Consider the following 14,989-nt stretch of genomic DNA (forward strand, 5'->3'; position numbering starts at 1 on the left):
GCCGATGGTTACAATGCAGAGTACCAGCATATTTCCAGATTGATCGATCCAGAAAACCTGGCACTGGGCGATCTTCCGCCACCGCGCAGCACAGATCCGGTGTTAACCTGTAGCGGAACAAGTTATAGGCTAAACCTGGGGCCAAGTAAGAGGTCTGATGGGGCGAATTCGCAAAAACCTCTATAAGCCGCCCCTCTTCCGTGGAACTCGATGCCGGTTCACTCCTGCGGAAAAGCGCCACTGTAAGCTCCATCAATGTCAGTGAGGCCATTTAGTAGTATTCCAAATCGAACCTTTCGCGCCCCACGGCTCAGCGTCGTCGAATTCCCCTGCGAGCTGCTGCAGGTCTACAATTCGAAGCAGGATCACTTTGTGACGCCCCTCCAGCGCGACCAGCCCGTCCCGTTTGAGCTTTGACATAACCCGACATACGGTCTCGATGGTCAGGCCGAGATGGTCAGCAATGTCCTGACGCGTCATCGGCATTTCGATGATTATAGGCCGCCTCTGATCCGCCCCCGTCCGGCGCGCTGAGGACATGAGAAAGTGGGCTGTTCGCTCCTCGGCGCCAAGTTGCCCTAAGACGATGATATGCTGCTGGGCAGCACGGATTTCCTCGAATAACTTCCTAAAAAGCAGCGGCTGCAGTTGAGTAGCCGTCTCACTCATTGCCTGAAGGCGGGCTCGACTTAGCCGATGCAACCGTACAGGAGTAACGGCCTCGGCGGTGCAGCAATAGGTGCTCTCGCAGGAGAGCCCGAGCATTTCACCGGCAAACTTGAAGCCTAGGATCGCACGTCGCCCATCGGGCAAGATGCGGTAGAGACGTAGGCATCCCTCTGTAAGTTGAAAGATGTCGGAAGCCGCATCGCCTTCCCAGAATATGCCCTCCCCCGCAGCATATTTGGCTGTTGGTTGGACAGCGAACAGCTTCTCCAGACTATGGGCTTCGGATGATAGGCCGATCGGCAGGAGGGTTTCGCTGCCCGTGGCGGAAAGAGGATAGGAGATGTGCATAATGTGCTCCAATCATTATCCTAGGGTTTCGACTAGAGCAGGCGAATGTCACGTCCGTACCAACGTCCTATGCAAAATTATGCCATTTTGTAGCAGATCGTAACAGAAAGCTGAGCAATGAACTGGCACTCCGACTGACCTGATCCAAAGGAACTACTATGGACTATAACTCCACTGCGGCAATTTAGGAGAATTTCCAGTTCTTTGAGTTTTCGAGTAACTTGATAGCACCAAAGTCAAGAGTGGCGGGTTTCGTGGGTCTTGGCCTTTGACAATAGATATACCGCATATCCTTGTCGTTGATGACGACGCCAGAATCCGTCAGATGCTCACTCGTTATCTGACCGATGAGGGATTCCAAGTCAGTTCGGCTGCCGATGGCGCAACTTTGCGGGAGTTTCTGAAGTGCCATAAAGTCGACTTGGTGCTCTTGGATCTCATTCTGCCCGGCGAGGATGGCTTCCAGCTTGTTCGTGAAATACGAGCTCAACCGAGCAACGGCAAAGCCGGCATCATCATGCTGACTGGGCGATCTGACATGATCGATACAGTCGTCGGACTAGAGATCGGGGCTGATGATTATATCGCCAAGCCGTTTCATCTGCGCGAGGTTCTGGCACGAATCAGGAGTGTGTTGCGCCGAATACAGCCCGCTTCCCCAGCAGAAGGGGAGACAAAGTCGCTGCCGAATATAGCCGAGATAATCCGGTTCGATGGGTGGCAACTGGACCTGGGGCGGCGGGAGTTGAAAGCCCCGGACGGGTCCGAAATCGCGCTGACCACTGGCGAGTTCGAACTTTTGGCAACGCTAGCTCGGCATCCAGGCCGGGTATTCAATCGCGACCAGCTTATGGACCTGACGCGTGGCCGCCACTGGGAAGCCGTTGACCGCTCGATTGATGCTCAGGTCGCACGCCTGAGGCGAAAAATCGAACTTGACCCAAAGCACCCCAACTTCGTCAAATCAGTAAGAGGAGTAGGGTATGTATTTACCGGCCATACTCAGTAGAAGTATTATTTATACCCTGGTCCTCGTCAACTGACTGCTATTTCTTCCTGACAGACAGCGACCAACATTCCATAGGCTACGCGTGGGGTCAGGTCTTTCTCCCTGCGAGGGCCAGCCCGGACAACTTGGATTCAGTCCGGTGATTTAGCCGTGCCCTGGCACCACAAATGCGAGTAAGCAAATCGACAGGGCATGACTGTTGCCTCACCTTTTGACCTAGCACGGCTTTGCATAAACCTCTCGCCTTGCTTGCTCGGCCTTGTCTCTCAAGCCTCTTGGCTCCGTGCTGCCATCTCCACGTGGGAATGTGGAGAACATCCGCTCCTTCTGTCAGTTTTCGATACCCGTGACAGCGTTTTCCAGGCAGGAAGATCCGAACCTTCTTTCATGTTCGCTTACATAGCTATTATCATAACCAAGATTGGTCGATCTCAGGCCTTAGAAACAGACTCTATTCTAAGCGGCCTCATCCTGTTTATAAAGCCACCTGTGTCTTAAGCTTAAAGGCACTTGTCATGACGAGGCGATGATCGTCTGGTTTCGGCCGGCTCGCTTTGCTTCGTAAAGCGCCTTATCCGCTGCTTCAACAAGGTAGGCGTAATCTGGATGCCCCTCATAGGCCGCCAAGCCAATTGAGGTCGTTACAGAGAACTTCGTTTCGTCCGAAAGGCGGAGCTCGTGTGCCATTAGAACTTGTCGAATTCGCTCCGCCACTTGGAAACCTTGCTCGACATCTGCCTCGACCAACCCAACCAAGAATTCCTCGCCACCATAGCGAAACACAAAGTCGCTCGGACGCACCGTGTCTAAAATTATCTCAGCGATTTGACGCAGAACTAGGTCGCCCGCGGAATGCCCCCATTGATCATTGATATTCTTGAAATTATCGATGTCGATCATCAGGATTGTAAATGGCGTACCGTTTCTGCTTGCGATAGCGACTTCACGGCTCAGGATCGATGGCAGAAAACGCCGATTAAGCGTCCGGGTCAGAGGATCCCGTCCATTCTCAAGTCCAACAACGTTCTGAAACAGCTCTGTCATCAATAACTTGATTTCTTCGATTAAGGCTTGCAATCGCTCCAGCGGCTCAGCCAGGGTGGAACTGCCTGCAGTCCGAGCATCATGAAGTTTCGGAAGCAGAACCTTATCGATCTGCTGTATAGCGCCGTCGATGCTCTCCAGGATCGTTGCTTCCTGGAACAAAATCCCAGCCCGATGATAGAACCACAGACCGAAAGGTGAACTTGATATTGGCTTCAGGCTCGCCGCTGGACCGGCTCCAAATAGAGTGAACAGAATATTCTGGCTCCACTCCATGAGGGCGGCACGCTGCGTCTCCCGCTCGAGTGTAATGTCTTGGCCAAGAGAGAAGAGTCGAAATGACTCGTCAAGCTGTGCGCGCCGCATTGTGCCGGACACATAGGCCTGGCTCATAAATTGCATTGCACAATCGACTCGATGATTGAGCAAAATGAGAGCCTCGCCAAGAGTTTCCCGATCGAGACTAGAACGCATAAGGTAATGCGCGACAGTCCTTTTGATGAGGGAGGCCCCTTCCAGAACGAGATGTATAGGGATCTTGATACGAGCATGGACTTCGCCGATAGCGCGCTGCCTGTCCGCGAAATCTGTATGGTCGTTGCGAGTGCCCGCCTGTAAGAGTTCCAGTAGCCAATCGCGAAGAGAATGACTAAGCCGATCGTGAACGACCGAGTGGCTTAAAAAGGCTGAAGCTTCTTCATCCTTGAGAAACGCGTCATAAAAGAGCTCCACAAGTTCGTCGGCCTTCGCGAGCACGATGGACTTCAGCACGGATGCCGCAAGGTCCGAAGCACTGACACTCAGCTCACCTGGATTTCGTGCACTAGGTCTGTCTGCCGTCTTCATGTTTCTCATCCCGGAGAGACAGTGGGAGTGCGCTCGCTAACCGGAGAATGGGCGGAAGGCAAGTTGACTGAACCCGCATTAGATTTCGACCTAAGCGAGGGCGTATTAAATTCTTTAAGGAATTTGATGCCCCGTGCACAGCATCTGCAAATTTGCCTTGGCTATTCCTAGGCACGTCTGTCAGTGGTACATGGTTCCAGCTAAGGATAACCTTGTGTTTCCTATATCTGGGACGTTCACGCTTGTTGGAGTTTGCCGTGGACAGGATTATCTCATCTGCAAGCAATTTTCACCTTTCAAGCATGATTCAATTACAGGGGACGAAATTTGCCGAGGGGCAGCTTAAACTCGTCCTGCTTCAGGACTTTTGCTAATGACCGATTCCATTACGATTTCTCGGGCGCCAGCACGCGTCTGGCCATCGGAATTTCGCAATTCGCTGGCTCTTGGCTGGCCACTTATCTTCACAAATGTCTCTCAGGCGGCTTTGAGTGCGACCGATTTGATTTTTATAGGTCGCCTCGGGCCTGAGGCCCTCGCCTCAGCCTCCCTTGCGACGAGCCTTTATCATACATGTATGATCTTCTGCATGGGTATTGCCTCCGCGACGATGCCTATGATCGCGACGACACTGGGCCACCATCGCCACTCGGTTAGGGATGTCCGTCGAACGGTCCGCCAGGGCCTGTGGAGCATAAGCATCATCTGTATCCCTATCTGGGTCATGCTCTGGCACGCGGAGGCGATCTTCATATGGCTCGGTCAGCGCCCTGATGTTGCCTCACGCTCGGCCGAGTTCATGCATACCCTTCAGTGGGCCCTCCTGCCGTATTTGGGATATTTGGTTCTGCGATCCTACCTGGCGGCCATGCAGCGCCCTATCTGGAGCCTTATCATCGCTGTATCGGCCATCCTCATTAATGCTGTCGCGGGCTATGGCTTGATCTTGGGCAATTTTGGCCTGCCAGCCTTAGGCCTCACAGGCGCTGGCATTGCGACCACCTGCTCAAGCCTATGGATGATGATCGGATTAGGAATCATCGTTTCAATTCATCCCCGATTCAAACGCTACCGCCTCTTTGGGCGCTTCTGGCGCCCCGACTGGCCACGCTTCCTGCAGATATGGAGGATCGGGCTTCCCATGGCGCTGACCTTCGCATTCGAGACAACCATTTTCTATGCTGCGGTCGTGATGATGGGCATCATCGGCCCTACGGCTCTTGCGGCCCATGCAGTGGCAGCTCAGATATCGATGCTGAGTTTCATGGTCCCTGTCGGTTTCAGCCAAGTTGCTACGGTGCGGGTCGGCCGTGCAAACGGTGAAGGCGACCCAGACGGTGTCACACGAGCCGGATGGAGCGCATTCGCCCTCGGCGTTGGCTTTATGGGTTTGATGGCTATCGTAATGCTGCTGAAACCCAAGCTCTTGATTGGTGCCTTTCTCGATTTGGGCGATCCGGCGAACGAAGCGGTGATCCAGCTCGCTGTCGTCTATCTAGCAATTGCCGGACTGTTCCAGATCGTCGATGGAGCCCAGTCGATTGCCTCCGGCATGCTCCGTGGCTTACAGGATACTCGCATTCCTATGCTCCTCGCAGCCCTGGGCTACTGGGGCATTGGTTTTCCCCTCGGGGCGCTGTTGGCATTCAAGGTTGGTCTGAACGGCGCAGGCGTATGGATCGGGCTTGCAGCAGGCCTGGCCGTCGTAGCAATCCTCATGACAGGTCGCTGGGCGAGGCGGAGCCAACTTGGTCTCCTGCGAACGGGTAACCCCACAGTCAGACACAACAGGGCAAACATCGTGCCCTGAAGGATTCGAGCGCAAAACCTATGAGCTTTTCCCTCTAACAATCCCAGGCAGATCTGCCGCGAGCAAGCTCAGTACAAGCGAGATGCCCGAAGCTGGGCAAAGCTTGCCATCGCTCCAACACTTACATCGGAACTATCTGCAGCCTGAAAGAGCATGGTCACAGGTGAGGACGCCGTATCATTCTCGATATCAAAGCGAATGCTGAAGCGCGCCAGGAATTTTTCCAGCTTCTGTGGATCCTTAAAATCCTCAATCTTAAGTCTGCTCTTGAGAAGCTCTGCTTGGTGGTCAATGGGTGCCTGCGCCATTTCGTCAGGCAGTCCGAGAGCTTTGAAAACAACCTGCTGAAGCGCCCTGTCCGCCAGGATACCATACACGGAGGAGATTTCAGGAGCCTTCCTTTGGAAGTACAGGGCCAGGCGAGTTCCTTCGCTCTCTGTTCCAGTCTGCTTCTCGAGGGTTTGGCGGGTATGTAATTCAATGGTGTTCAGGATGCCGCGGCGAGATTGTGCCGGATCGGCAGGCTGCACGACGAGGGACCCATCCGGCGCAAAGTTAAAAGAGGCCGCTATTTGAGCAAAACGCCTGTCCTCAAGCTTGTTGGCAAAACTGTCAGGATCTTCCAGGTCGCTTTTCATGACCTGCTCCATGAAGTCTGCAGGGGCACTTGGCAAGGTTACGCCGAATGCATCAAGAACATAGGTGAGAAGGCGCTTATCCTTTAACAAATCGCTCAAGGATGAAACACGCTCAATTTGCTCTCTATAGTAAAGAGTCTCTGCTTTAGCCGCGTCCAATGTTTGGCCGCGTTTTGTCGCTCCTGCCAGATAGGCACTCGCTGTTGCGGAGATCTCACCCTCTGACTGCGCCAAACGTGCGGCTCGTATCTTACCGTCGACTCCAAAATTGAACGCATTCGCAAGGTCGATATAGCGGCTGTCTCTTGTCTGATTGGCAAAACTGTTGCGATCAGAGAGGTCACTCGTGAGCACTTGCCGGATGGTCGACTTGGACTCTGTCTCCGGATCAAGACCAAAAGCCTCCAGGACATAGTCGTAAAGAATGAAGTTACTCAGGAGTCCGTCGACATCTTCTACCGTATCAATCATGTTCTGATAGAATGTGGTCTTGCTACTGTCTTTCTTCTGATCAGCGTCGTCATAAGCCGCCATGTAGGTGACTGTAATCTCTGCAAGCTCGTCGCGGCCCAGTATGGCCTGCCCTGCAGGAACATGACCGTCTGTTTGGAAGTTGAAAAGACGCGCAATCTTACGGTACGTATCGTTATTGGATTGATTAGCGAAGCTCGTTGGGTCTGAAAGATCGCTAGCCATCGCTTTGGCCATGGCCTCACGGGTGCTTACGTTATCCTCAATCCCGAACGCAGTCTGCAGATAACCGACAAGTCTGCTGTCGCTCATGAAAGCTGACACCGACGTGATTTGAGATGCCTTGCTTTCAAAATAATCCGTGTTCCATTGAGCAGCCAATGGAGTGATACGGTCAGGCACCGAGAATACGTAAGCCTCAGTCACCGACTTGATTTGTACTTCGGTCTGAGCAGGCGCTCCGCTCGCAAGTGTACCGTCGGTTTCGAAGTTGAATGCTTGAGCTAAGGACTGCAATGACCGGGCAATATCCGCATATGCAGGATCTTTAATCGAATTTACATAACTATTAGGGTCAGAGAGATCGCTCGTCAGAATGGACTTCATCGTACGAGAAGAATAATAGGTCGGGTCAATGCCAAATGCTTTAAGAGAATACTCAATCAGACGGCGATCATTGACGAAGTCATCAGCGCTTGTCACCTTATTAATAGCAAATTTATAGTACTCTGTGTCGTCCGCAACCTGATCGGCTTTCTTGACGATCTGCTGATTGTAGAGGCCGATCATATCCTCCTCTTGCCTTCCGGTCTGGACATCTAGTTTAGAGCCCGACGACTGGTCTGCGGAGAATTGAAAGGCCTTGGCGAAATCGCGGTAGCGTTCGTCAGACAGCCTGCTGACGAAGCTATTCTCATCATTCAGGTCGCTTTCAAGGACCTTGCGCATGAAGGCCTTGGCATAGATCATATCGTCTAAGCCATAGGCCTCCATTGCGTATTTATAGAGGCGGTGATCCGCAAGAAATTCCTTAATCGATGTAACTTTGCCGATATTTTCTTTGTAGTATTTTGTCTCACGCGCAACCGTAGCCTGGTCAGCGACTCGATCAAGACTCTGCCGGAGGTCCTTATTAATCAGCTTATAATTCAGGTATGTAGAAAGCATTTCTGCTCCTGCCGGTAGAGTGGTGCTGCCCGAGGGAGCATACACTTCTATTCTTGTGCGAAGCTGAATCCCGGGGGTAGCGCAGATGCGTATAGTCCTAAGGAATTCAATCCTTGGAAGCAACTCCACAAGCGCACCTAGCGCCCCGGGTCAAGACTTAGGCGGACAGCTTCTGGGCAGCACTATCTCGGAGCGGCGTACCAATCGCGGCATCGTAGAGGATTTTACGCAATAACGTTAGCCCAGACCGAGCTGTCGATATAGCCTTTTCGGATATTCCTGAGCGGCCACTTCATTCATGCCCTCGCTGTCGCCGCCGACGTTCAACCTCCTGCTTGATCAGGGCATCCAAAATTTCGCTCGGCACAGCTTTTGAAGGGCGTGTGTTAATCGCTCGTATTCGATCCCGATCGAACTTTGGTTGACGGTCGACTGTGAGCAAACCATTGGTCTCTTGAGCAGTGTCAGTTAATTGCGTGTAACAGAACCCCGCAAGAGCCGTAGATGCGAGCAGAGCCTCAACGAGCTCTTCATAACGGGTTAAAAGTTCATCAGCATTGGCGAACTGGCCATATCCAAACCAATCCTCGCTCTCCGTTGGCACAAAAGCGAGGCCTCCGAACTCGCTGACAACGATCGGCTCGTCTTCGAGCTCTATACCCTCCCCTAACAGTGGATGATGATGAGGCCTGACCTCTCGGAATGTACGGGCAATTGTCTCTCTATCGGAATATCGCTCACGCAGCATGTCGCCCGTCGGCGCGTAATCATGTACGCCGAAAACATCACCGACTGCATGTTGCCATCCATCGTTTCCAATTACCGGCCGGGTAGGATCAAGCGCCTTGGTTAGGTGATAGAGCGCCCGCACATAATCCCGTTGCTGTCCCGATCGATCGAGGTCCGGCACACCCCAACTCTCGTTCAACGGTACCCAAGTAATTATGGACGGATGATTATAGTCTCGACGGACCGCTTCAAGCCATTCTCGTGTGAGCATCTCTACAGCCCGATCAGAGTATACATAGGCATTGGCAGCCTCACTCCACACGAGCATTCCCAGTCGGTCGCACCAATAAAGGAAGCGAGGATCCTCTATTTTCTGATGAATACGAATGCCGTTAAACCCCAGGTCTCGGGCCAACTCCACCTCATGCCTTAGTGCGTCAGCACTAGGCGCAGCCAACAGACTGTCAGGCCAATAGTTTTGCGCCAGGACAAGCCGCAGAAAGATCGGAACGCCGTTGATTATGAAGCGCCCATCACGGGCCTCGATCCGCCGGAGCCCGAAATAGCTTTCAACATGATCGATAACAGTACTGCTTTCGTCGAGCAACTCGATGGTCGCCTCAATGAGGTTGGGATGTTCTGGAGCCCACAGAAGCGTGCGGCGACGGCGTATTGCGGCATTGTTAATATCGAGAAGCAGGTCGCGTCGAAGCTCGCGCCCGAAAAGTGAACACGTATCATCGACAAGAGTGCGAAGCGGTCGGTCTCCTGTGAGCCGGACACGGACTTGCCAGCCCTCAGGAACAGTACGGTTCATCCTCAGAACCAGTGAAACTCCAAAGCGATCCACATCAGGTGTCCACCGCAATTCGGTGATGGCCACGAAAGGAACAGGCTCGAGCCAGATAGGCTGCCAGATGCCTGTGGTTCGATGATACCAGATATAACCGGGCTTCTCTTCCCAATACTGTTTTCCACGCGGCTGCTGAAGATCACGGGGATCATCTTCGGCGCGTAAGACGATCACTTGAGCCTGACCTGGAACGAGGAGCGGCGTAATATCTACAGAGAATGGCGTCTGACCGCCGACATGTTCGACGGCAAGACGCCCGTTGACCCAGATGGAGGCCATATAATCCACTGCACCGCAGTGAAGGAGGAGACGGTTTCGGCGATCTTCCTCATTAAGGCTGATTTCACGTCGATACCACACAACCGGATGAAAGCCCGCATCATGCACACCAGATAGCCTGCTCTCAGGTGGAAACGGTACGACAATGTCGCGATTGAAAGGCTCGGCAGTCTCAAACCAGCGTTCGTTCAATCCACAATCACTATCGTCATAAGCAAAGCCCCACTTACCGCACAAATCAATCCAACGCTCTCGGCGCAACAAGGGTCGTGGATGGAGATTTGTCTCAACCATATCACCTCTGCTCGACTGATTTCTTGCTCGCTAATGCCGGTCTCAGACGCATTGCAGGTTTGCCCAAGAGCATTCGCTGGTCGGTTACTCCACTGATCGGGTCGAGTCGATTTGGAGAGTAGACTGGACGAACGAACTCGGCATATCTCTAAACATAGCCCTAAGGAATATTTCCATATTCGACACACTCAGCCCATTCACATACTCGCGCTAGGGGTCGAGTTCGGCATCGTCTCATCTTGTTGCTAAGCGCCTGGCTACGCCACCCTCACTGCTACCAACGCCTTAGAGTGAGAGGGGTTCTCAAAGAATGTTAGATGCAACTTTTCGAGACATAAGCCGTTTCCTAGCTTGGATCACGTGACGGCCGAGATTACCCGCGGCCCAACCGCTGTGCTGCAGTGGAACCACTGACGCCCAAGGGACGGCCCCGGCATGACCCAAACGCTTCCAATTCGCTCCGAGCTCTGGCGCCTGACTACATCCGATAGCTTCTGGTGGTCGACCGGCATAGAAGACACATTCATTACAGCGCCACATCCAGTAACCGGACGCACGCTGGACGAATACGAATTGACAGGCCACTACGACCGGTGGCGAGATGACTTGGACCTTATTGCCGAGTTAGATGTGCCCTGCGCCCGCTATGGTGTGCCATGGCACCGAATCCAGCCTGCACGCAATAAGTGGGACTGGACTTTCCCTGATAGGGCCCTAGGGCATCTGCTTGATCTCGGCATTACACCTCAAGTCGACTTAGTTCATTATGGGCTGCCTGCGTGGATCGAAGATGCATTTCTTCATCCAGACTATCCTATGCTTGTTTCTGAATATGCAGCCCGTTTTGCTGACCGCTTTCACGGGCGGATCAGGTGGTACACACCGCTTAACGAGCCACGCATTACGGCATGGTATTGTGGGCGCCTTGGCTGGTGGCCACCTTACCGGCGCAGCTGGTCTGGCTTTGTCACACTGATGCTCGCCATCGCAAAAGGGATGGTTGAGACTGTAAAGGCTCTGGAAAGCGTCGACCCAGAAATTGTTCCGTACTTTGTCGATGCCACCGACTTGTATGATACCGACGAGCCCGCCCTTGAGCCTGAAGCCAAGCATCGCCAACGAATCGTTTTCCTTGCACTTGACCTCGTTTCGGGACGGGTCAGCGAGCAACATGAACTTTGGCCATGGCTCCTAAAGCATGGCGCCAAAGAAGCTGACCTCATCTATTTCCTCGATAATGCCATTCCGCTTCCGGTTATTGGTATGAACCTCTATCCAATGTTCACGCAAAAGATGCTGATGCGTGACGCGGGAGGGCGGTTCCGAATCCGGATGCCTTATGCGAAGGCGGATCTCATCAGCCGCCTCGGGCATATTTACTACAACCGCTACGGCGTTCCGCTCATGATTTCGGAGACCGCGTCAATGGGTTCCTTGCGCCGTCGCTTTGAATGGCTCAGTCAATCGGTTGCCGCCACAAAGCAATTGCGCAACGAGGGGGTTCCACTTGTTGGCTACACATGGTGGCCCATGTTCTCCCTTGTAACTTGGGCATACCGGCAGGGCCGTCGTTCCGTAGCAGAGCATCTCGCTCCGATGGGGTTGTGGGACATTGTGCCGACACCAACAGACCCTTTAGGTCGGGTGCGGACATCCCTTGTGGACGCCTATCAACATCTCGTACAGGGCGGCATAGAAGCGGTAGGGACGCTGTCGAGAACCTCTGTTGAGAGCGCTGGGGCTCGGTGAGACCACGGAGAAGAGTATGTTCCGCAGCTTCTTTCTAGCAGGCTTTGAAGGTTCAACGGGATACAACCGCCACGGTCACTGGTTTGATCAGGTGGTCGCAACGGGCCACGACAAGACTGTCAATCAAGACTACCGCCACTTAGCTGAACTCGATATTCATGCTGCCCGTGAGACAGTTCGATGGCCTCTTGTTGACCTTGGGAAGGGTCGTTATGACTTCTCTACGATTGCCCCATTTATCGAAGCTGCCCAGCGCTACAATATAGAGATAATTTGGGATCTTTTTCATTATGGCTACCCCCATGGCCTTGATCTCTGGAGCGAAGAGTTCCCGAAGCGCTTTGCCGATTATTGTTACGTCGTGGGCCGCTACATCGCTCAACATGGCCATGGCATCCGCGCCTTCACTCCCGTCAACGAACCCTCCTTCATGGCCTATGCGGCAGGCGAGGCCGGATTATTCGCGCCTCATGCGACAGGGCGCGGCTGGGACCTCAAAGTTGCCCTTGTGCGCGCAGCCATCCAAGGTATCAACGCCTTGTGGGCTGCCTGCCCGGATGCACGAATCGTCAATGTTGATCCCTTATGTCGTGTGGCATGCCCTCCCAACCGACCGGATCTTCAGGACGAAGCAAGAGACTTTAACGAGCGCCTTGTTTTTCAAAGCTGGGACATGTTGTGCGGGCGCCTTTTACCTGAGCTCGGAGGCAGTCGTGCCCATCTCGATGTCGTTGGAATAAACTATTACTGGACCAACCAATGGGAATGGGGAGGATCCTCAGGTTCCAATGGCGTCATTCCTCCGCTTGAAGAGAACGATGTCCGCCGCTGGCCTTTGGGCGATCTTGTTCGCTCGGTATGGAAGCGATATGGCGGCGAAGTCCTGATCACCGAAACTAGCCATGTCGGCGATCACCGAAGCCGATGGTTGCGCGAGGTTGCCCAAGAATCCGAGGCCCTGCTCCGTACGGGGATCCCTCTGCGTGGCGTATGCCTTTATCCTATTCTTGGCATGCCGGAATGGCATGATCCGGACATTTGGACGCCGATGGGTCTTTGGGACCCTATCTGTCACCGCGACCCATGTGGCGAGCGCCTGATTTGCGAACCTATGCTCGAAGCACTCTTATCTGTTCGTCACATCGATGAACTTCATAACGGCATGCTTTCAAGAACCGCCGTTCATGAGAGGCGAGAGTGGAGCTATGATCTAACTTAGATTTTGAGCACATTGAACGCAGCAATACCGAAGTAGATACCTTTCACCAGTTGCTTATATCGGAAATCCCCATGTGCATTGACTAATCTATTCGCTGCACGGAGCGATCTCGTTTCAGCGTTTCTCCGACCGCGCGCTCCAATAAGATTATGAAGCACTTTCTGGGCCGAGTATTTCCCCCTGTTTGGATACCTTACCAGCCAAAAGACAGAGCGGCGGTGCCCTTTCGGCCCACTCCATGCGTTGGTTCCAGATCAGGACGAAGCAAAGGCGGAACTCATCGATGAGGTGTAGCATTCCTCTTTAGCCCTGAGTGCAAACGCGCACTCGGATAGCTGGAGGGATGGCCTATGTTGCATCTCTGCAGGTTCACTTTCTTCCTACGCACAAGCTTGGTCGCCAGCATACTGCTCTTTACGGCCTCGATGGCTCCCACGTGTGCTTTAGCCCAGCAGGCTCCTTCGGACTTTACAGCCATCGTACGCGCCAAAGCGCCCGCGGTGGTCGCCATTACGACAAAGCAACGGGTCGAGGAGCAGCGCCAAGCTCAGTCCATACCGGAGGATCTCCCCTTCCGAGAGTTCTTCCGACGCTATTTCGACGAAGGCGCCAATCCAGAACAGCCGGAGCCTCGGCAAGCACTTGGCTCTGGCTTTGTAATCAGCCAAGATGGATACATCGTCACCAACAATCACGTCGTCGAAAACGCCGCAGAGATTCACGTTGTCTTCGGTGAACAGAACATCGTGCCAGCCAAGCTGGTCGGACGCGACACATCCAGCGATATCGCAGTCCTCAAGGTGGACCCTCAACCCAATATGGCTGTCGCCGCGTGGGGCAACTCGGAAACAGCAGAGCCAGGATCTTGGGTCATTGCCATCGGTAGCCCCTATGGGCTTGGAGGAACCGTAACGGTCGGTGTCGTATCTGCCCGCTCGCGTGACATCCATTCTGGTCCATACGACGATTATATCCAGACCGATGCTGCCATTAACCGCGGCAATTCAGGCGGCCCGCTCTTCGATGCAAGTGGTGAGGTGATTGGCGTCAATACGGCGATCTTTTCGCCTGTGGGCGCCAATATCGGTATCGGTTTCGCTATTCCCTCTCGCACGGCGCAAAGTGTTGTCGATCAGCTCATCCGAACCGGGCATGTTGAGCGTGGTTATATCGGTCTGCGGCTCCAGGAGATCACGCCCGCTATCGCTCAGGCTCTTAATCGTCCGGACGAGAAGGGTGCCCTCGTCGCCTCCGTAGAGCCTGGAGGCCCAGCCGAGAAGGCTGGCATGAGGACAGGCGACATCATTACCCAGCTTGGAGAGCAACCTATTGAAAGCGTACGTGATCTCTCTCGAGCCGTCGCGGGAATAAAGCCCGGGACCCAGACACGTCTTACGGTCGTGCGAAACAAAGCAACCCAAGAGGTTATGATAACTGTCGGCCTACGCCCGGACGAGCAGGCATCCAAAACGAGTGGGCAACAAGGCCCAGAGACTGAAGGGAAGCGGCTTGGAGTGACGCTAGCGCCTGTCGATGACGCAGTCCGTCAAAGACTGGGCGCGAATGCACAAGGCGTATTCGTGCAACGAGTAGAGCCCAATAGCCCAGCAGATGAGAGTGGCATCCGTCAAGGGGACCTCATCGTTTCGGCCAATGATCATGAGGTGGCTCAGGCGTCCGACGTGGCTAAAGAGTGGAATCGTGCTCAGAAAGAGAAAAGGCCGATCCTCCTTCGTATCAAACGTGGGGATCAGTATCTTTTCGTCGCTGTGCCAGCATAGCTTAGCCTGAACGCGTTACACTCGAATGCAACCTGCTGGCTCCTTGGCAGCATGGACGAGGGAATACCTGTAAGCGAGGCTAT

Annotated in this window: 9 protein-coding genes; 5 read left to right on the forward strand and 4 right to left on the reverse strand. The window is 53.7% G+C overall.

What is annotated here, in order from left to right; genetic code table 11:
• Positions 1 to 258 precede the first annotated feature (258 nt).
• On the reverse strand, positions 259 to 1,017 hold the full coding sequence (locus tag C4E04_RS18320) for a helix-turn-helix domain-containing protein (RefSeq protein ID WP_109599742.1): 759 nt from the start codon (positions 1,015 to 1,017) through the stop codon (positions 259 to 261).
• 325 nt (positions 1,018 to 1,342) lie between these two features.
• Here C4E04_RS18320 and C4E04_RS18325 point away from each other — a divergent pair, with 325 nt between their 5' ends.
• Complete coding sequence (locus C4E04_RS18325; protein ID WP_109599744.1) at positions 1,343 to 2,026, forward strand: winged helix-turn-helix domain-containing protein; 684 nt, start codon at positions 1,343 to 1,345, stop codon at positions 2,024 to 2,026.
• A gap of 513 nt (positions 2,027 to 2,539) precedes the next feature.
• Here the strand turns inward: C4E04_RS18325 and C4E04_RS18330 are convergent.
• Positions 2,540 to 3,916, reverse strand: coding sequence for a GGDEF domain-containing protein (locus tag C4E04_RS18330; RefSeq protein WP_162559459.1), 1,377 nt, complete (start codon positions 3,914 to 3,916; stop codon positions 2,540 to 2,542).
• 373 nt (positions 3,917 to 4,289) lie between these two features.
• On the opposite strand from C4E04_RS18330, the gene C4E04_RS18335 reads away from it, so the two are divergent.
• Positions 4,290 to 5,726, forward strand: coding sequence for an MATE family efflux transporter (locus tag C4E04_RS18335; RefSeq protein ID WP_109599748.1), 1,437 nt, complete (start codon positions 4,290 to 4,292; stop codon positions 5,724 to 5,726).
• A 68-nt stretch (positions 5,727 to 5,794) separates the two neighbouring features.
• Here the strand turns inward: C4E04_RS18335 and C4E04_RS18340 are convergent, their stop codons facing one another.
• Positions 5,795 to 8,002, reverse strand: a complete 2,208-nt coding sequence (locus C4E04_RS18340) for a DUF1217 domain-containing protein (protein ID WP_109599750.1) — start codon at positions 8,000 to 8,002, stop codon at positions 5,795 to 5,797.
• Between the two features lie 292 nt (positions 8,003 to 8,294).
• Positions 8,295 to 10,157: a glycoside hydrolase family 2 protein gene (locus C4E04_RS18345; RefSeq protein WP_109599752.1), complete on the reverse strand. Its 1,863-nt coding sequence runs from the start codon at positions 10,155 to 10,157 to the stop codon at positions 8,295 to 8,297.
• 435 nt (positions 10,158 to 10,592) lie between these two features.
• Between C4E04_RS18345 and C4E04_RS18350 the strand changes: the two genes are divergently transcribed.
• From C4E04_RS18350 to C4E04_RS18360, 3 genes are all read left to right on the forward strand, one after another.
• Positions 10,593 to 11,906, forward strand: coding sequence for a family 1 glycosylhydrolase (locus tag C4E04_RS18350; protein ID WP_109599754.1), 1,314 nt, complete (start codon positions 10,593 to 10,595; stop codon positions 11,904 to 11,906).
• Positions 11,907 to 11,922: 16 nt separating this feature from the next.
• Positions 11,923 to 13,125, forward strand: a complete 1,203-nt coding sequence (locus tag C4E04_RS18355) for a glycoside hydrolase (RefSeq protein WP_109601282.1) — start codon at positions 11,923 to 11,925, stop codon at positions 13,123 to 13,125.
• Between the two features lie 500 nt (positions 13,126 to 13,625).
• The gene (locus C4E04_RS18360) at positions 13,626 to 14,906 is read left to right on the forward strand and encodes a Do family serine endopeptidase (RefSeq protein WP_245416155.1); all 1,281 of its coding nucleotides are present in this window, start codon (positions 13,626 to 13,628) and stop codon (positions 14,904 to 14,906) included.
• Positions 14,907 to 14,989: the final 83 nt, after the last annotated feature.

Origin of the sequence: Microvirga sp. 17 mud 1-3 (genome assembly GCF_003151255.1) — a bacterium.
In the GTDB taxonomy this organism is placed as follows: Bacteria; Pseudomonadota; Alphaproteobacteria; order Rhizobiales; family Beijerinckiaceae; genus Microvirga.

Excerpts from the sequence above, each read along its gene's own strand:
- C4E04_RS18320 (WP_109599742.1), bottom strand. The coding sequence starts at position 1,017 with ATGCACATCTCCTATCCTCTTTCCGCCACGGGCAGCGAAACCCTCCTG.
- C4E04_RS18325 (WP_109599744.1), top strand. The coding sequence starts at position 1,343 with ATGCTCACTCGTTATCTGACCGATGAGGGATTCCAAGTCAGTTCGGCT.
- C4E04_RS18330 (WP_162559459.1), bottom strand. The coding sequence starts at position 3,916 with ATGAAGACGGCAGACAGACCTAGTGCACGAAATCCAGGTGAGCTGAGT.
- C4E04_RS18335 (WP_109599748.1), top strand. The coding sequence starts at position 4,290 with ATGACCGATTCCATTACGATTTCTCGGGCGCCAGCACGCGTCTGGCCA.
- C4E04_RS18340 (WP_109599750.1), bottom strand. The coding sequence starts at position 8,002 with ATGCTTTCTACATACCTGAATTATAAGCTGATTAATAAGGACCTCCGG.
- C4E04_RS18345 (WP_109599752.1), bottom strand. The coding sequence starts at position 10,157 with ATGGTTGAGACAAATCTCCATCCACGACCCTTGTTGCGCCGAGAGCGT.
- C4E04_RS18350 (WP_109599754.1), top strand. The coding sequence starts at position 10,593 with ATGACCCAAACGCTTCCAATTCGCTCCGAGCTCTGGCGCCTGACTACA.
- C4E04_RS18355 (WP_109601282.1), top strand. The coding sequence starts at position 11,923 with ATGTTCCGCAGCTTCTTTCTAGCAGGCTTTGAAGGTTCAACGGGATAC.